Source organism: Bradyrhizobium sp. MOS002 (genome assembly GCF_003020115.1).
GTDB lineage: Bacteria > Pseudomonadota > Alphaproteobacteria > Rhizobiales > Xanthobacteraceae > Bradyrhizobium.
The window spans coordinates 24825-45135 of sequence record NZ_PYFX01000024.1 but is presented as its reverse complement, the minus strand read 5'-3'; the positions used below and the strand labels follow the sequence as shown (position 1 = coordinate 45135).

The following is a 20311-nucleotide window of genomic DNA, read 5'->3' as shown; positions in this document are numbered from 1 at the left end:
GCACCCAAGGGACGTTCATTTTTACGTGTCCAAACTTGGGGGTATTCGGATGTCGTTTCGTATGAAGGCAATTGCGGCGGCGGCGCTGTCACTTGCTACGCTCGCTACCGGTGGCCTGGCTCAAGCAGCCGACTTGCCGGTCAAGGCCGCCAAGAAGGCGGCTGACCTTCCGTTCTTCCTGGTGATCGACGACCGCGTCACCTTCTCCTACATCTTCAATGCCTCGCAGCCTGGTGCGTTCACCAACACCAACGGCGTGATCAACGCCAAGACGACGAAGCAGGTCTACTCCTTCACCCATTTCGATGCCTGGACCTACGGCACGAACTTTTTCACCATCTCGATGTTCAAGTCGGACCACAACGATCCTGCCGGCCCGTGTACCGCCACAGGCGTGATTGTGTCGCCGGCTGCAGGCTTCGCAGCGACGCCCACGAGCTGTGCCGGCGCGACCGAAATCTACGGCCTTTTCCGCTCGACCTTCGGCTGGAACGAGATATTCAACACCAAGGCCTTCACCCAGGGCCCGCTGCATAACATCTCGTTCGAGGTTGGCATGGACGCCAACACGGAGAACCGGTATTTCGGCGCGGCCAAGCGCGACGTTGTCGCCGGTCTGCAGTTCGCCTTCGACCTTCCCTATAAGGGCTACTTCAACGTAGCGCCGCTGGTGTATTGGGAGTTCGCCAACCACAACTCCTTCTCGCAGTGCGGCGCCGGTTGGTCCGCTCCATGTATTGCCGACGGCAACACGTCGTTCAAGCCGACCTGGGCGATCGAAACCAACTACTATATGGACCTCGGCTTCCTGCCGCAGAACATGCAGTATTTCTCGATCAGCGGCCGCGCGGCGTGGTACGGCAAGAAGGGCACCGACACCGAGCCGCTTCCCGCCAGCGTTGCCAACAACGTCTATCCGACCAAGGTCGAGTTCAATTCCGAGCCGATCCGCCTGACCCTCGATGCCTCGAAGGCGATTTGGGGCGACAAGTACTCGCACTTCGTCGACGTCTGGGTCGCCTATCGCTACTGGCAGAACAAGTTCGGCCTTGATCACAACAATGCCTTTGCTTGCACCACCTTCGTCGGTGGTACGAAGGTGAGCACCGGATCCTGCACCGAGTCCTCGCTCTACTCCGGCATCACTGTGAAGTTCTAACCACCTGACACTCTTCAGGTGAATGACGATGACGCCGCGTCAAACCTCCGCGGCGTCATCTTCGTTTGGGGGATGGGCTGGGTACCGGCAGGCAGCCCTTCGGTGAGCGCGGGGCAAGGCCCGCTCGGCGCCGCCTACTTCGTCCACACGCCGTCGTGCAGCGCTTCGGCCTCGTCTTCGAGCAGCGGCCCCGCAACCTCTGTCGGCCGCTGGCCACTGGCAAAGACCTCGCGACAGGGCAGGTCGAGCGTCGGATTCTCCGGATGATCGCCGGTGATGCCGCGCAGGCGGTGTTCGCTGAGGCCATAGACGACACGGCCGATGCCGGCCCAGTAGATCGCACCGGCGCACATCGCGCAGGGCTCGGCGGACGAATAGAGCGTGGCCCTCGCCAGAACCTCGCGGCCGAGCGTGCGGCAGGCCTGCGTCGCGGCAAGGCGCTCGGCATGCGCGGTGCCGTCGTGATCCGGCATGTAGCCGTTCTCGGCTTCGATCAGGACCTTGCCTTCGGCGTCGACGACGATGCAGCCGAAGGGATGGTTGCCGTGGGTGAGGGAACGGCGGGCGACCGTGAAGGAAAGGCGGAGGAAGTGCTGGTCGCGCCCGGATCCGCCGCTCATCGCTCTTCCCTGGTCAATGCCCCGCCATATGCCGGCCGACCACGGTGAGATCGGCTTCGCTGGTCCGTGCTTCATACACGAATTCGCCGTGGAACATCACCACCAGCCGATCGGAGAGTTCAAGGAGTTCGTCGAGGTCCTCGCTGACCAGCAGCACCGCGGCGCCGCGGTTGCGCGCGGCCATGATCTCGGCATGGATTTGCGCCACCGCTGCGAAATCGAGCCCGAAACAGGGATTGGCTGCGATCAGCACCTCGACGTCGCCGCCGAGCTCGCGGGCCAGCACGGCGCGCTGGACGTTGCCGCCCGACAGCGCCGAGATCGGCGTGTCGGGCGTGCGGGTCTTGATCTTGTACTGGGCGATCTTCTTCCTGGCGTCGACGCGGAAGGCGCCGCGGTTGAGCCACCAGCCGAGGCTTGCGAAGGGCGCGCGATCGAACTCGCGGAAGGCGATGTTGTCGGCGACACTCATGCCGCCGACACAGGCGTTCTTCAGCGGCTCCTCCGGCAGAAGTGACATATTATGCCGCCGCATCTCCTCGCGGCTGGCGTGATAGGGGGCGCCGGCGACGCGGATCTCGCCGCTCTCCGCCTCGCGCTGCCCGGCCAGCACCTCGACGAGCTGGCGCTGGCCGTTGCCGGAGACGCCGGCGATGCCGACGGTCTCGCCGGCACGAACGGTGAGGGAGACGTCATGCACGGCGATGGCGCCGGCGTCGTCGAGCGCGCGCATCTTCGCCAGCTCCAGCCTCGCCTTGCCGGCCTCACCGGTGCGCGGCGGCTGCACCGTCAGCTCCTCGGCGCCGATCATGGTGCGCGCCATCGCGTCCGGCGTTAGTTCGGAAACCTTGCCGGCGCCGGCGAGCTTGCCGCGGCGCAGGATCGTGACGTCGTCGGCGAAGGCCATGACCTCGCGGAACTTGTGCGTGATCATCAGGATGGTCAGCTCGCCCTTGACGACCATGTCGCGGAGCATGCCGAGCACCTCGTCGGCTTCCGCAGGCGTCAGCACCGAAGTCGGCTCGTCCAGGATCAGGAAGCGGCGCTTCAGGTAGAGCTGCTTGAGGATCTCGCATTTCTGCCGCTCGCCAGCCGAGATGTCGGAGACTTTTGAGCTGAGCGGGACCTTGAACGGCATGCGCGCGAGAAAGGCCTCGAGTTCCTTCATCTCTTTCGGCCAGTTCACCACGGCCGGCACGTCGTCGCGCGCCAGCACCAGATTTTCGGCGACCGTCATCGCCGGCACCAGCGTGAAATGCTGGTAGACCATGCCGAGGCCGAGTGCGTGAGCGTCCTTTGGATTGCCGATCGCCTGCTCGCGCCCGCCGACCAGAATGTCGCCCTCGGTGGCGTGATAGTAGCCCATGATGCATTTGACGAGGGTCGACTTGCCGGCGCCGTTCTCGCCGAGCAGCGCATGGAACGAACCCGGCCGCACTTTCAGCGCGACATTGTCCAGCGCCAGGAAATCCCCGAAACGCATGGTCATGGCGATAGCGTCGACGCCGAAGGCGCCCGATGGCGGTGGCGTTTCGCCGACGATCACGAAATCGCTCCGATGAAGGCGTCGGAGGTCGAGACCGCGCCGAACACGCCGCCCTGCATCTTGATCATCTTCAGCGCGTGCTCGTGATTGCTCTTGTCGGTCGCACCGCAGCAGTCATGTAACAGAACGCATTCGAAGCCGCGGTCGTTGGCCTCACGCATGGTGGTGTGAACGCAGACGTCGGTGGTGATGCCGGTGAGCACGATGTTCTCGATGCCGCGCACGCGCAGGATCAGCTCCAGATCGGTGGCGCAGAACGAGCCCTTGCCGGGCTTGTCGATGATCGGTTCGCCAGGCAGCGGCGCGAGCTCCGGGATGATGTCCCACCCGGGCTCGCCGCGCACCAGGATGCGGCCGCAAGGGCCGGGATCGCCGATGCCGGCGCCGATCTGCCGGGACCGCCAGCGCTTGTTGGCAGGCAAATCCGAGAGATCGGGGCGGTGGCCTTCGCGGGTATGGATGATGTGAAAGCCTTGGCTCCGCATGGCCGTCAGCAGTTTCTTGATCGGCTCGATCGGCGCCCGCGTCAGGGACAGGTCATAGCCCATCTTGTCGACATAGCCGCCGACGCCGCAGAAATCGGTCTGCATGTCGATGATGATGAGCGCGGTGTTCGCGGGGCGCAGATCGCCGTTATAGGGCCAGGCGTAGGGCTCGGACTTGATGGTGCGCTCGGGCATGATTTCGCTCTCTAGCGGGTGATCGACAATTCGGCCGGGGCTCCGGTCAGCGTGCGTTTCGGCGAGCAGGTGATGATCATGATCGCCAGCGTCAGGATGTAGGGCGCGGCGTTGAAGAGGTGATAGCCGGAGGTGACGCCGACCGATTGCAGCGCCGGGCCGAGCGCCGCGGCGCCGCCGAAGGCGAGCGAGGCCCACAGACACAGCAAGGGGTCCCAGCGTGCGAAGATCACGAGCGCGACGGCCGTGATGCCCTGGCCCGAGGACAGGCCCTCGTTCCAGCTTCCGGGATAGAACAGCGACAGGAACGAACCGCCGATGCCGGCGAGGAAGCCGCCGACCATGGTCGCGCGCAGGCGGATCAGCAGCACGGAGTGGCCCATCGCACGCGCGGCGTCCGAACTCTCGCCTGCGGTGCGGATCAGGAGGCCCCAGCGCGTGGTCCGGAAGGCCCAGTAGAGAATCGGCGCGAGCGCGACGCCGATCAGGAAGAGCACGTTGACCCGTAGTGCCGCGCGCACCTGCGGAATGTCGCTCCACCAGCCGAAATCGATCGCGGGCAGCCGCGGCGCGGTAGGCTCGATCAGCGGCTTGCCGAGATAGAAGGCAAGCCCGGTGCCGAACAGCATCAAGGCGATGCCGACCGCAATGTCGTTGACCCGCGGCAACGAGCAGATGCCGGCATGCAGCGCGCCCAGAAGCGCGCCGGTGATGCCAGCGGCGAGCACGCCCAGCCATGGCGATCCCGTGAGGTAGGAAATGCCGTAGGCGCTCATCGCGCCCATCACCAGCGTGCCTTCGAGGCCGAGATTGATGCGGCCGGAGCGCTCGGTGATGCATTCCCCCAGGCTCACGAACAGGAACGGCGTCGAGACGCGAATGGCGCCGCCGAGCACGGCGAGCGGGACGGTCCAGAGTCCGATCGAGCCGTCAGCCATCTCAGGACTTTCCCTTCAGAAACCCGATGCGGCCATAGAGCGCATCGCTGGCCAGCACGAAGACGAAGATGATGCCTTGCAGCACCAGCACGGATGCATCCGGCAATCCGAGGCGGCGCTGCAACAGCCCGCCGCTGGCGCTGATACCACCGAGCAGGATCGCGACGGGGATAATGGCGAGCGGATTTTGCCGCGCCAGGAAGGCAACGAGAATCCCTGTGAAGCCGTAGCCTGCCGCGAGGTTCGCGTTGGTACGCCCCTGCACGGCGGCGACCTCGACCATGCCGGCAAGGCCAGCGGCGCCGCCGGCGAGGAAGCAGATGGTCAGGATCAGCTTGCTGACATTGAGGCCCACGATCTTCGCAGCGCGGATGTTGCCGCCGGCAACACGCGCGGCGAAGCCGAACACGGTGTGATAGATCAGGATATAGGCGGCGATCGCGGCGATCAGGCCGAATACGAGACCCCAATGCACGTCGGTGCCGGGGATCGATCCGATCATGTTGGCCGCGCCGATCTCGCGGGTCGACGGCTTGTTGAGGCTGGCGGGGTCGCGCATTGCGCCTTCGACGAGATGGTTGAGGACCGCCAGCGCGATGTGGACGAGCAGCAGGCTCGAGATCGTCTCGTTGACGCCGCGATATTGCCGCAGCGCGCCCGAAAGCATGACCCACAGGCCACCGCCGATCACGCCGGCAACGACCATGGCGATCTGCACGATGAGCGGCGGCATGCCCTGAAGCACCAGCGCCGCGCTGGTTGCCGACAGCGCGCCGATCAGGAGCGCGCCTTCGCCGCCGATAATGACCATGCCGAGCTGCGCGGGCAGCGCGGTGCAGAGCGCCGTGAGGATCAGCGGCGCTGCGCGCGTCAGCGTGTTCTGCCATGAGAACCAGGTGCCGAACGCGCCGTAGTACATGTAGAAATAGAGGTCGAGCGGGTTCTTGCCGAACATCGCGACGAAGATGCCGAAGGCCCCGAGCGCGCCGGCCAGCGCCGCGCCCGGGATCAGGATGTATTCGATCGCTCCGCCGTGACGTTGGAGGAATCCCGGATCGGCGGCCGGGGCAATTGACCCGACCGCTTCAACGGGATCCGCAGCTTCCGTCGTCACGAAGTCGCTCCGACCACGCCCTCCACGAGATAGTCCATCTTCTCGAGCTCGGGATCCTTCTGGCCGCGATCGGTGCCGGCCGCGATCACTGTCTTGCCCTTGTTGTCGACCAGCCCACCCTTGAAGATGGCGTAGCCATCACCGGAAAAGAACTTGGCCTTGACGTCGTCGGCGTGCTTGCGCGCCTCCGCGGAGACCGCTTCGCCATAGGGCGAGGTCTTGACGATCTCTTCCTTGAGGCCGCCGCGATAGAAGTTCGGGATGCTCTCGCCGGCGGCGATCATCTTGACGAATTTGGGGTACAGCGCTTCCCAGTTCCACTCGGCTCCCGTGAGATACGCCTTCGGCGCGAGCGGCGACTGGTTGACGTGATAGCCGCACACCATGGCGCCCCGACGCGCGGCGTTCTCGACCATGGTCTTCGGACCGTCGACGTGACAGGTGAGGACGTCGACGCCCTGGTCGATCAGGCTGTTGGTGGCCTCGGCTTCCTTGACCGGCATCGACCAGTCACCGGTGAAGATGACCTGCGTGGTGGCCTTGGGATTGGCAAGCCTCGCGCCCAGCGCGAATGCGTTGATGTTGCGCAGCACCTGCGGGATCGGTTTCGCGGCGACGAAGCCGAGCTTGCCGCTCTTGGAGGTGTAACCGGCGACGATGCCCGAGATATATTGGGCTTCGTCGATATAGCCGAAATAGCTGCCTGCGTTTTTCGGGTCCTTGTCGCTCCAAAGGCCGCCGCAGTGCTCGAAGTGCAGCTTCGGGAATTTGTTGGCCATCTTGACCATGTGAGGATTGTAGTAACCGAACGAGGTCGGGAAGAGCAGGGTGGCGCCGTCGAGATTGATCATGGACTCGATCGTCTTCTCGACCGCGTCGGTCTCCGGCACCTTCTCTTCTTCCACGACCTTGAGGCCGGGAATCTTCTTCAGCGCCGCCGCGCCCTGCGCATGCGCCTGGTTGTAGCCATAGTCGTCGCGCGATCCGACATAGATGAAGCCGATGGTCGTCTCGGCCGCAAAGGACGGGCGGGCGCCGGCCGCCGCGCCGAGGGTGAGGGCCGCACCGCCCTGCAACAAATGACGTCGTGAGATCCTGCCAAATTCCATTGCTTGCTCCCCTTGGCGGATGCACCGCCTCATCTCGCGCTGCGCCGGTCTGGCGGAGCCCGGGATCAATTGTCGCAAGCTTCGTGCCAGAGATTACGAGGAGGGCATTTCCAATTAAGTTATTGAAATTATGTATTTATTTTAGGTGCTCTGATCTTGATCAGGAAAGCGGCAGGTGAAATTATAGGCGGTATTTTGTGATTGTATGCAATGGAGTTAAGCAATCTTGACCGGCTTGGACATGTGCATGACGAGGGCCGGGTGGTCTGCCGGCGACCGCATCCATGCTAACCACGCGCTGATTGGAGCGGCGTCGGCAGCGTGATTTCGCTGGCACCGAACTTGAATCGATTATCGCCAGGATCGCCGTCGCCGCGGTCCCAAGAGATGGAAAGCTCGCCGAGATGGCTGCTGGTAACGCCGTTCAGAATGGTTCGCTCGGCGAAGAGATCGTGCGAGGGATCAACGAGCTCGCGGCGATCTCGGAAGAAGGCGACAAGCTCACCCGCATCTATCTGACCAGCGAGCTGCGCAAGGCCGCGGACCTCATCCTGAGCTGGATGCGCGACGCCGGCATGAGTGCGCGTCTCGACGCGATCGGCAATGTCTGCGGGCGCTACGAAGGCGAGCGGCCGGGCGCGCCTTGCCTGATGCTCGGCTCGCACTACGACACCGTGCGCGATGCCGGCAAATGGGACGGGCCACTGGGCGTGATCACGGCGATCGCCTGCGTCGCCGATCTCAACCGCCGCGGCAAGCGCCTGCCGTTCGCGATCGAAATCGTCGGTTTTGCGGATGAGGAGGGGGTGCGCTTCGCCTCGACCTTGCTGGGCAGCCGCGCGGTGGCCGGCACTTTTGACGAGAGCGTCCTCAACACACGCGACCGTGACGGCGTGTCCATGCGCGATGCGCTGGTGCAGTTCGGGCTCGACCCCGATCATATCGGCGCGGCCGCACGAGCCCGGCGCGAGTTGCTTGCCTATCTCGAACTGCACATCGAGCAAGGGCCGGTGCTGGAAGCACAAAACCTGCCCGTCGGCGTGGTCTCCGCGATTGCGGGCGCGACACGGCTTGCCGCGCGGCTGACCGGCATGGCGGGGCACGCGGGCACGGTGCCGATGGCGCTCCGGCGCGATGCGTTGGCGGGCGCGGCCGAATGTATCGGCGCGATCGAACAGTTTTGCCGCACCGACGAGGATGGGCTGGTCGGCACCGTCGGCTACATCCAGGGAAGGCCCGGCGCGACCAACGTCATTCCGGGCGAGGTGTCGTTCACCATCGACATGCGGGCACCGACCGACATGCACCGCAAGCGCGCGGTCGCCGATGTCGTCAGGCAGATCGAAGCCATTGCAAAGCGCCGCCAACTGTCGCTTCAGCTCGACGTCACCCACGAGAACCGCACCGCGCCTTGCGCGCCCTGGCTGAAGGACCAGATCGCGCAGGCGATCGGAGCGGAGGGTTTTTCCGTGTTCGAGCTGTCGAGCGGGGCCGGGCATGACGGCATGGCCATGATCGACATTGCCGACGTCGGCATGATCTTCGTCCGCTGCCGCGGCGGCATCAGCCATCATCCGGACGAGCATGTCGAGCCCGCCGATGCCGACGCCGGCGCGCGGGTGTTGCTGCGGCTGATCGAGAATTTTCGGCCGCGGGAGGACCGCACCGGCGCGACCTGAGTGTCGGGAGTTCACGTCATCGGAGCGAGATGCGAATCAGCCATGCTTGGAATGGTGACCGGCCAGTGCCGGGATCACCGCAGACCAGGCGAACATGAACAGCGATATTTCCTTGCCGTCCCATCGCGAGAACCGGTTTTATCAAGGCGCGGCTGCGACCTTTGTCGCCAACGCGCTTCAGGCCGTGAATTTTCTCGGTGATCGATTCCTGAGGCCGTCACATCATCCGTTCACGGCCATCGAGGACCTCTATCGGCACTCGATGGACAGCGCCTTTTCGGTGTCCGAGTCGTTTCTCGTCACGGGCGCGCCGCACGCCTCTGCGTACTATCCGCGCGACTTCGCCTGGTTCTATCCCGACGTCCTCGACCCCGACACCATCATGGATTCGCAGGACGCGGTACGGCGGGCACGTTTGCTCGAAAAGAGCGTCCGCCTGCTGCTGGAAGCGGTTCGCGCCGACGTGGTCACGACGACCATCGTCCCGGCGGGGCGCACCCGGTACCTCGGCGTGAACTATTTCTCGCGCCCCTCGGATACGCTGCTTGGCATTCTGGCCGGCCTGCAGCAGATGATCTCTGCCGAGGAGAGAGCGTCATCTTTCCTGGCGATGTCGCAATGCGCGCATGCGGGCCGCCTGCTGCTGGCCGAATATTGCGGTGATCTGAAGCGCGCGATCCTCCAGCTCGCAAGCGAGCTCGAACCTTTCAATGATGATGGCTCCACGTATTTGCTGTGCGACGCCGGTGCTCCGCGCTCTGCGGCAACCGACACGCGCGCCGAGCGCAGGCGTTTCGTCACCAATGCCTGCGTTTACACGACGTTCGTGTGGGGCGCGCAGCTCGGAATCGTCGACGAGAACGAGCTGAAGCGGCTGCTCGGACGCGACCTGGCGCAGTACAAGAGGACCTGCTCCGCCTGTTCGGCAAGGGCGGCTATATCAGGCATTCCCTCGATGGCCCAACGGGCTCGCCGGTGTTCTCGGTCGCGCTGGATTTCGTCAGCGTGCATCGCGGCTTCTGGGATCTGAACGAGGAAAGCGAGCGCGCGCTGTTCGCGGCAACGGCGGATCTGATCATTGCGGAGCCGCGCTTTCGCATCCCCACCACGTTCCACTTCCTGGTGTCGGCGGATAATCCGCGCAACAAGATGATCCACAAGATCGCGGCTCCCGCCTACCAGGGACGGTCGTCCTGGCCGACGTTCAACGTCGAGTTCGCGGATCGCATGCTGGACTATGACGAATTCTCGGGGAGCGATACCTACCGCGCCTGCGCGCAAGGAATATTGAAGGACATCCGCACCGCGACCGAAGTCCACGGCGGCTATCAGGAACTGATCTCGGAGCAGGGCCTGAAATATCGCACCTGGGCCTACAAGGGCGCCGTGGCCCACTCCTGGTTTCCGCGTTTCCTCTCCGTCTGGAGGAGGGCGTATGGAACGCCGCTCCTCCGTTGGAATGACTGAACGGCGCTACCCCGCCGTTACGTCAACAAGCTCACCACCATCGAGGACCTTTGCCGCCTTGGCGCGATCGAGGTCGCCTTCCCAGGCGGCGACTACCACGGTCGCAACGCAATTGCCGGTGAGGTTGCCGACCGCGCGAGCCATGCCGATGAACCAGTCGACCGACAAGACCAGCACGAGGCCGATCGCAGGGATGCTCGGCACCGCGTTCAGCGTCGCCGCCAGAATCACGATCGCAGAGCCCGGCACGCCATGCGCGCCTTTCGAGGTGATCAGCGACACGCCGAGCACCAGCAGCAGATCGCCGAAGGACAGCGGCGTGTTGGTCGCCTGCGCGATGAAGACGACGGCGAGCGTGAGGTAGATCGAGAAGGCGTCGAGGTTGAAGGAATAGCCGGTCGGGATGACGAGACCGACGACGGAATCCTTCACGCCCATCCGCTCCAGCTTCTTCATGATCTGCGGCAGCACGGCATCGGACGAGGCGGTCGCGAGCACGATGGTCAGCTCCTCGCGCAGGTAGGCGAGGAATTTGAGGATGTTGATGCCGGCGAGCGCCATGACGCCGCCGAGCACGCCCAGCACGAAGATGCCGACCGAGACGTAGAACAGCGCCACCAGTGAGACGAGCTGCTTGAGCGAGCCGACGCCGTATTTACCGACGGTGTAGGCGACTGCGCCGAGCACGCCGAGTGGAGCAACGCGAACGATAAGCCCCATGACGCGGAACAGCACGGTCGAGGCGGCATCGATCATCGAGGTGACGAGCTTGCCCTTCTCGCCGCCGACCAGCGCGAGGCCTACGCCGAACAGCACGGCGAAAAACAGAACCTGGAGCACGTCGTTGCGCGACAGGGCGTCGAACGAGGTGCTCGGGATCACGTTGAGGAGGAAGGAGCCGATGCCGCCGCCCTGCAGCTTGTGGGCGTTGTCGGCGTAGGTATTGAGCGCCTTGGCATCCAGCGTCGAGGGGTCGATGTTCATGCCATGGCCGGGGCCGAACGTGTAGGCCAGGATGAGACCTACCACGAGCGCGACTGTGGTCATCACCTCGAAATAGATCAGCGCCTTGACCCCGACCCGACCGACCTTCTTGAGGTCGCCCGCACCGGCAATGCCGTGCACGACGACGCAGAACACGATCGGCGCCACGATCATCGAAATCAGCTTCAGGAAGGCGTCGCTGAGGATCTTGAGGGAGATTGCAAAATCCGGCACGGCCACGCCGAGGATGATGCCGAGGATCAGCGCGGCCAGGACCTGGACGAACAGCGATGTGTAGAGCGGCTTTGGCTCGGCGGCCGGGGCCGCGGCAATGGTCGACATGGTGACTCCCCCGTTTTGACGACGTCTCGATCGTCGAAAGGAGCAACTAGCGTGCCAGATTGTCGCGGTTTTCGCTGAGGAGGTGATTTATTCCGCTGCTTTCCCAGTGCGACCTGACACCCGCATCGGCACCGGGAGACCGTTCGAGGTGCCGCCGGTCACGTTGACGCGCGATTTGGCGTCGTCTGTCACGTTCCGCGCGCGGGTGACCGCGTCACGCCGCGAGATCCAGCAGCCGACACGATCCGCGTACCAGCACCTTGCGTCCATTCGGCGTCATGACCGGGACGCCGTCGCCGACGACGACAAGGCCAAGCTTGACGAGGCTTTCGATGAGATAGGCCTTCGAAAGGCGAACGTTCGACACCGGATTGCGGAGCGCTTTCAGAACCTCCCATTGGTCCGGCGAAAGATCGAAATCGATGTCGTTGCTCATGTTGCCTCAAGCCGTGGTGCCGTTGGTGCGCCTCTGTTAGCGGCGCTGCATGAAGACCGTGCGACGACAATGAGTCGGGAATCCGGTGAGGTGTTTAGAACATCTCTTCACAAATTGCTGCACGTCGTTGCGCCACAAGAGTTAAGATCGGCGGACGGCGAATATCGTCCCGGGCCTCGATCACGTATTGATGATGTGGGCTTGATGTTGCTCCGCGAACTACCGCGCTGCACGGGCAGCGCTGCTGTCCCATTCTGCGTCGCAATATGCATAGAAATCATGAGACGAAGGGTTCGGGATTCTGTTACGCTGATTGGCGGGGAATGGCTTCCACACGGCAGGAGTGGAGTGCATGAACAGGCTGGTCGAAATTCGCAGTCAGGAATCCCTGTGCCGGGAGCGCGCCGCGCTTGATTTCGAGCGCCGGGTTTTCTGGCTTGCGCAAGCCCAGGAATGGAAGCAGCGCGCGCTCGACGAAATCGCCTATCATTTCCGGGAGTGCAATGTGGTTCAGGCGGAGCTGGCGCGAAACTGACGTCGGCTGTGGGTAAGACCTACTGATAAGTCGCCACGATATCGGACACCGCGCGCTCGAGCTGCTGCGCGGTGGCGCACTGGCGCACCACGCTGCAGAAGGTCGCATAGCGCGGCATCTCGGAATCGCCAAAGCCCCAGGCGAGACGTCCTTCGGGATTGAGCCACACCAGCCGCTTCGAGCGCTCGGAGATGCGGCGCAGGATGTCGGCGCGCGGATCGAGATTGTTGCTGCGGGCATCACCCAGCACGATCACCGTGGTCTGCGGCGTCAGCGTGCTCATAAACTCCTTCTCGAAATCGACCAGCGACGAGCCGTAGTCGGAGGAGCCGAAGCCGACCTTGGACATGATCTCGGCCATCGCCTCTTCCGGCGATTTCTTTTCGAGGATGTCGCTGACTTCGATCAGTTGCGAGGAGAAGGCGAAGGAATGGACGTCGTCGACCACTTCGTGCAGCGAGTGGATCAGGAGCAGGAAGAAATCCGAGACCTGCGCGACCGAGCCGGAGACGTCGCAGAGCGCCACGATCTTCGGCCGGTCGCGACGCTTGCGCTTCCAGGCCGTGAGAAAGGGGATGCCGCCCCAGGCGGCGTTGCGGCGCAGCGTGCGGCGGACGTCGAGATGCCCGCGCCGTTGGCGCTTGCGTGGTTTCGAATAGCGCTCGCGCAGGCGCCGCGCGATCTGGCGGATGAGCGCGCGCATCTCGGCGACATGGCGCCGCTCGATGCGGGCAAGCGGCGCGTTGCGCAGAATCTCGTTGCGGAGGTTTTCAGCCTCCTCGCGGGCATAGAGCGCAAGCCCCTGCGCGACGGTGTCACGCACGGCTTCGCGCAACGCATCCAAGGCGGCGCGAAGCCGCTCGGCCAGTGCCGGATTGGTCGCGGTCAACTCGTCGAGATCGTCGCGTAGGCGTTGGAGCCCCATGGCGTCGAGGATGCGGCTGGAGAAGATGCCGCGCTGGGTGGAGTAGCGGATGTCGGACAGGGACGCCGCACCGGAAGCGCTGGCGATCGCGGCGGCGACCGCGTTGCGATCCTGCGACAGCAGCATCTGTGCGAGGGGGCCCAATTCTGCGGGAGGCGAACCGCCGCTCGAATCGCTGGCCGCGCCGGACGACGGAGATTGATCCGCGTCGTCTGAAGCATCGTTGCTGTTGGCTTCAGGCTGATCCTGCCGCGGCTCCGGCTGGCTGAAGAACAGATCGAAGCAGTCACCAAGCGCGAGCTTTTCGTCCTGCGACTTGGCGAGCGTCAGAAGGAGCGCATCGCGCAGGATGGTCCGGTCGGAAATGCCGACCTGCGCAACCGCGCGCATCGCATCGATGCTTTCGGCAGGCGAGACATGGACGCCGGCGCCCCGTGCCGCACGGAAGAAACGATGAATATTCTCGCGCATCGGCGTCAACCGAAGACGTTGGATCGTGCTGCCTTGGCGATGAAGGTCGTAATCTGAGGCTGAGCCGCCTCGATGTCGGCCTCGTATTTCAGGAGCACGTTGAGCGTGTCCTTGACGATTTCGGTGTCGAGTTCTGAGGCCTGCAAGAGCACCAGCACGCGCGCCCAGTCGATGGTCTCGCTGACCGAAGGCAGCTTCTTCAGGTCGAGCGAGCGGATTTCGTGGATGAAGCCGACCATCTGCCGCCGCAGCGTCTGCGAGATGTTGGGGACGCGGCTCTCGACGATGCGCTCCTCGAGCCGCTGCTCGGGGAAGCCGATGTGCAGATGCAGGCAGCGCCGCTTCAGGGCGTCGCCGAGATCGCGCTCGCTGTTCGAGGTGAGGATCACCGTTGGCGGCGTGATCGCGGAGACGGTGCCGAGCTCGGGGATCGTGACCTGGAAGTCGGAAAGAATTTCCAGCAGCAGCGATTCGAATTCAGCATCCGACTTGTCGATCTCGTCGATCAGGAGCACGCAGCCGCCCGGCTGCTCCAGCGCTTGTAGCAGCGGCCGCGGCTCGACGAACTCCTTGGAGAAGAAGACGTCACCGAAATCGTGGAGCTGGTCAAGTGCAGCGTTCAGAGTCTGCGCGCCGCCGAGGACTTCGCCGAGCTTGTCCTTGAGGATCTGCGTGTAGAGAAGCTGCTTGGCGTACTTCCACTCGTAGAGCGCCTTGGCCTCGTCGAGGCCTTCATAGCATTGCAGGCGGATCATCTTCAGACCGCGCCAAGCCGCGATCGCCTTGGCAAGCTCGGTCTTGCCGACGCCCGCGGGGCCTTCGACCAGGATCGGCTTCTCGATCTGTTGCGACAAATAGACGGCGGTCGCGATCTGCCGGCTCGCGATGTAGCCTTGCGCGGCGAGGCCGCTCTCCACTGCCTCGATCGCTGTCGAGGGCTTCTGTTCAGCCACGAAAAGGCGCTCCCAAAGGTCTTGATTGAGGCTTGTTCTGCCTGCGTTCACGGCAAAGAACAAGCCTCGTTTGGGAGAGGCCAGACCCGCGCGAAGGAGCGTTTTTTCCGCTCAACGCAAATAGTCAAGCGGACAGCGGCCGCGCGATCAGTGCCGCAGCAGCTCCGGCTTGCGGATCGTCTGTCTGACCTCGGCGCCGCAATCGGCGCATTCATAGACGAAGTCGATCTTGGCAAGACTCCAATGCGGTTCGACCTCGCGCACATACATCGGAAGGAACCCCATGCAAGCGGGGCAAATCACAGGCGCGATCTCGATATCCTGATGATGCTGTACATAAGCTGGCATCTCGGCTCTCCTTCGCAGACGACCTCCAAACCCGCGCAAAGGCTACTGCCGGTCGGCGCAAGGCCGACATCAACTCTTTCGAACAGAGGCGGAACGGCGGAGGTTTGTCGTTCTCTGTGACATTCTTGTTACGTCTCTGTACTGTGACGGGCGGACCAAATACCTATTTCAAAAGCCCGATCCGGGTTTCGGACTTTTACCTCAACGATAAGGGAGCAACGCCCATGACGCATGCCATTCGCTTTCACAAGACTGGTGGTCCGGAAGTGCTGGTCTGGGAGGAGGTCAGTGTCGGCAAGCCCGGACCGGGCGAGGCACGAATCCGCCATACCGCTGTCGGTCTCAACTTCGTCGACATCTACAACCGTTCGGGCCTTTACCCGGCGCAACTGCCGAGCGGGATTGGTAGCGAGGCTGCCGGCGTCGTCGAGGAGGTCGGGCCCGGTGTCACCGATCTGAAGCCGGGCGATCGCGTCGCCTATGGCGCCTCGCCGCTCGGGGCCTATTCCGAGGCGCGGCTGATCCCGGCCGACCGACTGCTGAAGCTGCCGGACGGTGTCGACGACAAGACCGCGGCGGCGATGATGCTGAAGGGGCTCACCACGCAATATCTGATCCGGCAGACCTATCGCGTGAAGGCCGGCGACACCATCCTGCTGCATGCGGCCGCCGGTGGCGTCGGCCTGATCCTGAGCCAGTGGGCCAAGCATCTCGGCGCGACCGTGATCGGCACCGTCAGCAGCGACGAGAAGGCCAAGCTCGCCAAGGCGCATGGCTGCGATCATGTCATCATCTACAGCCGCGAGGATTTCGTGAAGCGCGTGGACGAGATCACTGGCGGGAAGAAGGTGCCGGTGGTCTACGACTCCGTCGGCAAGGATACGTTCCTGAAGTCGCTCGACTGCCTCGCGCCGCTCGGCGTCGCCGCGCTGTTCGGTGCGTCCTCCGGCGCTGTCGAGCCGCTCAATCTCGGATTGCTGGCGCAGAAGGGCTCGCTCTACGTCACCCGGCCGACGCTGTTCACCTACGCCGCCAAGCGTGAGAGCCTGGTCGCGATGGCAGGCGAGTTGTTCGACGTCGTCAAGTCCGGCGCGGTCAAGATCGAGGTGCATCAGACCTATCCACTGAAGGACGCCGCCAAGGCGCATGCCGATCTCGCCGCGCGCAAGACCACGGGATCGACCGTCCTCACGGTGTGATCTCCGGCCGGGCCGTGGCGCAAGCCGGCAGAGCGTTTTCGAGCGAAGCGGATTCCGGTTCGCTAAAGAAAACGCGTCAAAATAAGAATCCAGGGCCCGTTCCGCTTCGATCGGACCGGAAAAGGTCGGCCCTGGCCTTGCGTCACGTCCGCTCGTGCTTGCGCAGATCGCGGGCGTGATCGAGGCGGAGAGCCTGGAGGTCGACTTCTTCCGGCGGGATCCGGGGCAGGGCAGCCTCAGCAAGGATCGCCTCGGTCACGTCTTCGACCGAATTCTCCACGATTTCCTGGATGAACGAGATGTTCCGATATTCACCTGAGGCGACGCGGGAAATGACCTCGCGCCTGGTGATTTCAGGGTCGACGACCGCCTCGCGGCCGCGGCGCCCATAGTCGATCATCACGACGAAATACTGCATGAAACGATCCTGCCGTGCCCCATGGTCGGGCACGGCAGAGTATTTCCGAAAAACGGAATCAAGTCAAGGCTGATTTCGAAAAAACAGAAACTTCTGCCTATTTGCTCCTCTTGCGAGGGCGCGCCGATTTGGCGCGCAGCCGCTCCAGCTGGCCCTTGGGCATGGACAGGCAGATCTCGCCGACCCACTCCAGTTTCACCCCGACGATCTGCTTGGCATTGAAGCTGCTGAGATTGACGACGGAGGGGGATTTGCCCCGCTCGATGGTCTTCAGATAGCGCTCGCCGGTCTTGAGCCGGACAACGGCCTCCTCGCCGTAGAAGCTCGACAGGGGATGGCGCTGGTCCTTGTAGACCACGATGACGTCGCCGCTCTCGTATTTGGGCAGCATCGAATCGCCCACGATCTCGAATGCGATGGTCTCCTCCATGATCGGAAAGGGCAGCGCGATGTCGCCAAGGCCTTCCGGGGGAACCTGCTCATAATCCGGCTCGATCACGGCACCGGCGCCGACGCGGCCCATGATCGGCGCGAGATTGAGCTCGAGATATTCCATGATCGGGATAATTTCCGAAGCCTTCACCAGGCGTTCGCCGCCGAGGATCTCCGAGACCGCGCCGGGGCGTACGCCCATGGCAGCCGCCAGGCCGCCCTTGCTCTTGCCTGTCTTTTCCAGGCCCCGTTCGATCATTGCAGCGTCCAACATCGTGATTCCCTCGATTGTCCATCGTTCCGCCTCTTGTAATCCGAAATTCGGAATTGATGCAATTATGAATATCAGAATTATCGCTTGACTCTGACTTCGGAATACCGGAATGTGCACCTCGCCTCGCGATCGTGCGATCGGAGGAGGCGCATCACAGGACAGCAGCATGGAACCGGGCCATTGGCCGTCGGAGCACTCCGACGCACTTCGCGACTATTTTCGCAGGGGAATGTCTTATGCGGAGATCGGAAGACAGATTAACGCAAGGTTTGGAACGGCTTACACGCGCAACGCGGTGGTCGGCCGCGCCAAGCGGCTCGGGCTGATCGTGCCGGTGCGGACGGCGAGCCCGTCGATCGTGCCGCTGCTGCCGTCTGGAGCCTGTCTTTTCCTCCCGCACCGTCCCGCGTTACTGAACCTGCCGCCGAAATCTGCGATGAAGCCTGCAGCGCAGGTCAAATTGCGCTGCGTCGGCGTCCGGCCGCGCCTGGTCCCGTTGGTCGAACTCGCCGGCGAGGACTGTCGCTATCCCTATGGCGGCGACAAGGACGGGGAGGAAATCACCTTCTGCGGCCATCCGCGTGAGCCGGGCTCGAGCTATTGCACGCCGCATGCGCGCCTGACGCGCCGCGCCGGAGCTGGCTCCGCCCGCGTCGCCGGCCCCGTCGTGCTGAGGCTGGTCTCTGCCGCCTGACCTGATGACCGCCCGTTCAATCGTAAATTTCGCAAGGAGTATCCGAGTGGCACGTGTCCGACGCAACAGGTCCTATAAATTGGCGAATGTCTACGACCGACGCTCACGCGAGATACCGTTCAATGCGGAGGTGGCAGAAGTCGAGGTGGACAATCCGCTGGCGCTCGACCCCGGCGAGAAGATCATGGCCGTGCGGTCGATCCGCAGCGATCCGCTCGGCCGGCTGCACGCGCACCATCAGATCGACGAGGCGCAGTATCGCGGCGGACGCGCCTTCCAGAACGATTGGGAAAGGGCCGAACGAGGCCCTCAGGCGATGGATCCGACCCGCGAATATGTCGATGGCGCGCGCGCCCGCGAGCCTGTTACCGAGAGCCAGCGCCAGGCGGTGCTGCGGCTGAACCGGGTCGAGCGCGAACTCGGCACCGACGGTGCCGCGCTGGTGCACGATGTGTTGGTGCTGGGTCTGACCATGGACGAGATCGGCCAGCGTCGCGCCGTCCGTACCCAGCGCTGGAACGACTACTTTTCCCGACGTTTTCGTGAATGCCTGGACCGGTTGGCACTGATCTATGGCTTTGCGACGGAAACGGGGACACAGCGTGCAGGGCAACGCAGATGACAACGGCGCGCCCGCGACCCCGGTCGCGGGCGCGCCGGTCTGCTGCTTAGGGATGCGGTAGGATCTGGTAGGTCGTGGTATAGGGCTCGACCCGCAGCGAGGCGTTGGCCAAAAGCCCGATTCTGGCGGTCGGCGCCTGCTGCAATTCGCCGCTCGGACCGCGATGCACGTTGTATTGCCAGACGGTGAGATCGCCCTTCTGCGCCAGAGCATGTGCAACGGCGCTGGCATCATTGCCGCCGAGCGCCTGAAGCTCCTCCGTCGACAATCCGACGACGATTTCGTCCTTGATGGTGACGATCTTGAACAGGTTCATCCTGGTCTCCTGCGCCCATGCGCCTTGTATCGAGAAGGTGAGAAGCGCGACTGCGGCGCCCTTGATGAGATCGCAGCGAGAAAGCATGCCGTCGTCCTTTGGTGCTGGAGCCCCGAATCGATCAATGAATCGGCCAAGGCGCCCGTGATCTGTGTGACTGTTTCGCCACCGCTTTGTCGTCTGCTCCTCACAAACGGTTCACGGCCGGAAACAAATGCGGCCCGATGGATTCTGATGCGAAAGAGGGGAGTCCAAGTCCAAGAGCCCAAGGGACAGGCTTAGATGAAATCTAAACGCCATAGTTTGTCTCTTGGTCCAAAAGGCCGCGCTGTGGCTGCCGATTCATGGGCGCGAGATCAAGGTTTATTCCGTCGACGTTACAACCGCCGACGCCGGACTCAACAATTACGTGCATACGCTGACGAAGCACTCGTTCGCGTCCACCAATGTCCATTCACATCCGAAACAAGACGAAACGCAGCGTCGATTGACGGCGGTCGAGGCTGTATGCCTGATCGATGACGCTTCTTGACGCAGGTGGGTGACGGCGGGCCATATTCCTGTTATCCGGAATTGCCGTGGTGCGATGCAGACGAAGCATCGCTGCGCCAACTGTTAGGCTTGCCGGAGGGGTTGTTTCTTGGCATAGTTGCAACCTATTCAGGTGTGCCCGCTTGCACATGGAACTTGGCGTGCGAATACTGGGCTTCCCGCAGGCCGAAGGCGCGCCGTCGCCATAGCAGCCGGTTGTGGCATCCGGTTATGGCGTTCGGTTCTCAGTTGGGACTTCGATGTTGGATCACGAAGTCCGATGCTTGTCATAGGTGCGAGATGAAGAACCTCAATTTCGCAGCTGAGCTGCACCTCAAGCTCGGCGCGCCTGCAAGCGGCACTGTCGAAAGCCTGCGCCTGCTCCGCGCGTTTCTGAAACTCGCGCCCCGGCAGCGTTTTGAGGTCATCAAGCTCGTCGAAGACCTCGCCACCGAAGAAACCCTTCCCGAACACCCCCTGTCCTGAGCCGGCCTGCGCGCCGGCCTTAGTTTTCCTGCC

The 20311-nt window shown here is 63.4% G+C and carries 22 protein-coding genes and 1 pseudogene; 9 read left to right on the top strand and 14 right to left on the bottom strand.

The genetic code is table 11. The features are described from left to right. Positions 1-49 precede the first annotated feature (49 nt). A complete protein-coding gene (locus tag C7G41_RS33665) occupies positions 50-1159 on the top strand; it encodes a hypothetical protein (protein WP_106946560.1) in 1110 nt (369 codons plus the stop codon). Positions 1160-1293: 134 nt separating this feature from the next. Here C7G41_RS33665 and C7G41_RS33660 read toward each other — a convergent pair whose 3' ends face one another. The 6 genes from C7G41_RS33660 to C7G41_RS33635 are packed head-to-tail and all read right to left on the bottom strand — an operon-like array spanning position 1294 to position 7166. Next, on the bottom strand, positions 1294-1779 hold the full coding sequence (locus tag C7G41_RS33660; protein WP_106946559.1) for a nucleoside deaminase: 486 nt from the start codon (positions 1777-1779) through the stop codon (positions 1294-1296). 13 nt (positions 1780-1792) lie between these two features. Beyond that, positions 1793-3325: an ABC transporter ATP-binding protein gene (locus tag C7G41_RS33655; RefSeq protein ID WP_106946558.1), complete on the bottom strand. Its 1533-nt coding sequence runs from the start codon at positions 3323-3325 to the stop codon at positions 1793-1795. Further along, positions 3322-4005, bottom strand: a complete 684-nt coding sequence (locus C7G41_RS33650) for a cysteine hydrolase family protein (protein ID WP_106946557.1) — start codon at positions 4003-4005, stop codon at positions 3322-3324. Before C7G41_RS33650 ends, C7G41_RS33655 begins: the two co-directional genes overlap by 4 nt. Before the next feature lie 11 nt (positions 4006-4016). Further along, positions 4017-4943, bottom strand: coding sequence for an ABC transporter permease (locus C7G41_RS33645; RefSeq protein WP_007601468.1), 927 nt, complete (start codon positions 4941-4943; stop codon positions 4017-4019). A gap of 1 nt (position 4944) precedes the next feature. Continuing rightward, positions 4945-6057 (bottom strand): ABC transporter permease, encoded by a 1113-nt coding sequence (locus C7G41_RS33640; protein ID WP_106946556.1) that lies wholly within the window; start codon positions 6055-6057, stop codon positions 4945-4947. Then, on the bottom strand, positions 6054-7166 hold the full coding sequence (locus C7G41_RS33635; protein WP_106946555.1) for a BMP family ABC transporter substrate-binding protein: 1113 nt from the start codon (positions 7164-7166) through the stop codon (positions 6054-6056). Before C7G41_RS33635 ends, C7G41_RS33640 begins: the two co-directional genes overlap by 4 nt. Before the next feature lie 404 nt (positions 7167-7570). Between C7G41_RS33635 and C7G41_RS33630 the strand changes: the two genes are divergently transcribed. Both C7G41_RS33630 and C7G41_RS33625 read left to right on the top strand, forming a co-directional pair. Further along, positions 7571-8845, top strand: coding sequence for an allantoate amidohydrolase (locus C7G41_RS33630; protein ID WP_106946582.1), 1275 nt, complete (start codon positions 7571-7573; stop codon positions 8843-8845). Positions 8846-8939: 94 nt separating this feature from the next. Continuing rightward, positions 8940-10312: pseudogene (locus C7G41_RS33625) on the top strand (hypothetical protein). A gap of 6 nt (positions 10313-10318) precedes the next feature. Here C7G41_RS33625 and C7G41_RS33620 read toward each other — a convergent pair. Then, positions 10319-11638, bottom strand: a complete 1320-nt coding sequence (locus C7G41_RS33620; RefSeq protein ID WP_106946554.1) for a dicarboxylate/amino acid:cation symporter — start codon at positions 11636-11638, stop codon at positions 10319-10321. 214 nt (positions 11639-11852) lie between these two features. Then, positions 11853-12074, bottom strand: a complete 222-nt coding sequence (locus C7G41_RS33615) for a hypothetical protein (RefSeq protein ID WP_106946553.1) — start codon at positions 12072-12074, stop codon at positions 11853-11855. A gap of 352 nt (positions 12075-12426) precedes the next feature. Here C7G41_RS33615 and C7G41_RS33610 point away from each other — a divergent pair, with 352 nt between their 5' ends. Beyond that, the gene (locus C7G41_RS33610) at positions 12427-12609 is read left to right on the top strand and encodes a hypothetical protein (RefSeq protein WP_106946552.1); all 183 of its coding nucleotides are present in this window, start codon (positions 12427-12429) and stop codon (positions 12607-12609) included. Between the two features lie 19 nt (positions 12610-12628). On the opposite strand, the gene C7G41_RS33605 is transcribed toward C7G41_RS33610, so the two are convergent. The 3 genes from C7G41_RS33605 to C7G41_RS33595 form a co-directional block, all read right to left on the bottom strand. After that, positions 12629-14005, bottom strand: coding sequence for a VWA domain-containing protein (locus tag C7G41_RS33605; protein ID WP_106946551.1), 1377 nt, complete (start codon positions 14003-14005; stop codon positions 12629-12631). 5 nt (positions 14006-14010) lie between these two features. Further along, positions 14011-14958, bottom strand: a complete 948-nt coding sequence (locus C7G41_RS33600) for a MoxR family ATPase (protein ID WP_106946581.1) — start codon at positions 14956-14958, stop codon at positions 14011-14013. A gap of 147 nt (positions 14959-15105) precedes the next feature. After that, entirely contained in the window at positions 15106-15306 is a 201-nt protein-coding gene (locus C7G41_RS33595) for a hypothetical protein (protein ID WP_007612817.1), read from the bottom strand. 224 nt (positions 15307-15530) lie between these two features. Here C7G41_RS33595 and C7G41_RS33590 point away from each other — a divergent pair, with 224 nt between their 5' ends. After that, positions 15531-16505, top strand: a complete 975-nt coding sequence (locus C7G41_RS33590; RefSeq protein WP_106946550.1) for a quinone oxidoreductase — start codon at positions 15531-15533, stop codon at positions 16503-16505. A gap of 142 nt (positions 16506-16647) precedes the next feature. On the opposite strand, the gene C7G41_RS33585 is transcribed toward C7G41_RS33590, so the two are convergent. Together C7G41_RS33585 and C7G41_RS33580 are read right to left on the bottom strand one after the other, a co-directional pair. Further along, the gene (locus tag C7G41_RS33585) at positions 16648-16923 is read right to left on the bottom strand and encodes a hypothetical protein (RefSeq protein WP_085395314.1); all 276 of its coding nucleotides are present in this window, start codon (positions 16921-16923) and stop codon (positions 16648-16650) included. A gap of 97 nt (positions 16924-17020) precedes the next feature. Beyond that, positions 17021-17629: a S24 family peptidase gene (locus C7G41_RS33580; protein WP_007612810.1), complete on the bottom strand. Its 609-nt coding sequence runs from the start codon at positions 17627-17629 to the stop codon at positions 17021-17023. 166 nt (positions 17630-17795) lie between these two features. Here C7G41_RS33580 and C7G41_RS33575 point away from each other — a divergent pair, with 166 nt between their 5' ends. Beyond that, positions 17796-18323 carry a GcrA family cell cycle regulator gene (locus C7G41_RS33575; RefSeq protein WP_106946549.1) on the top strand — a complete coding sequence of 176 codons (528 nt, stop codon included), beginning with the start codon at positions 17796-17798 and terminating at the stop codon, positions 18321-18323. Positions 18324-18369: 46 nt separating this feature from the next. Further along, positions 18370-18945 (top strand): hypothetical protein, encoded by a 576-nt coding sequence (locus tag C7G41_RS33570; protein ID WP_106946548.1) that lies wholly within the window; start codon positions 18370-18372, stop codon positions 18943-18945. A 46-nt stretch (positions 18946-18991) separates the two neighbouring features. Here the strand turns inward: C7G41_RS33570 and C7G41_RS33565 are convergent, their stop codons facing one another. Continuing rightward, on the bottom strand, positions 18992-19348 hold the full coding sequence (locus tag C7G41_RS33565) for a hypothetical protein (protein ID WP_106946547.1): 357 nt from the start codon (positions 19346-19348) through the stop codon (positions 18992-18994). Positions 19349-19571: 223 nt separating this feature from the next. Between C7G41_RS33565 and C7G41_RS33560 the strand changes: the two genes are divergently transcribed. Together C7G41_RS33560 and C7G41_RS38040 are read left to right on the top strand one after the other, a co-directional pair. After that, complete coding sequence (locus tag C7G41_RS33560) at positions 19572-19793, top strand: hypothetical protein (protein ID WP_106946546.1); 222 nt, start codon at positions 19572-19574, stop codon at positions 19791-19793. A 299-nt stretch (positions 19794-20092) separates the two neighbouring features. After that, entirely contained in the window at positions 20093-20278 is a 186-nt protein-coding gene (locus C7G41_RS38040; RefSeq protein WP_007612798.1) for a hypothetical protein, read from the top strand. The last annotated feature ends 33 nt before the right edge of the window (positions 20279-20311 follow it).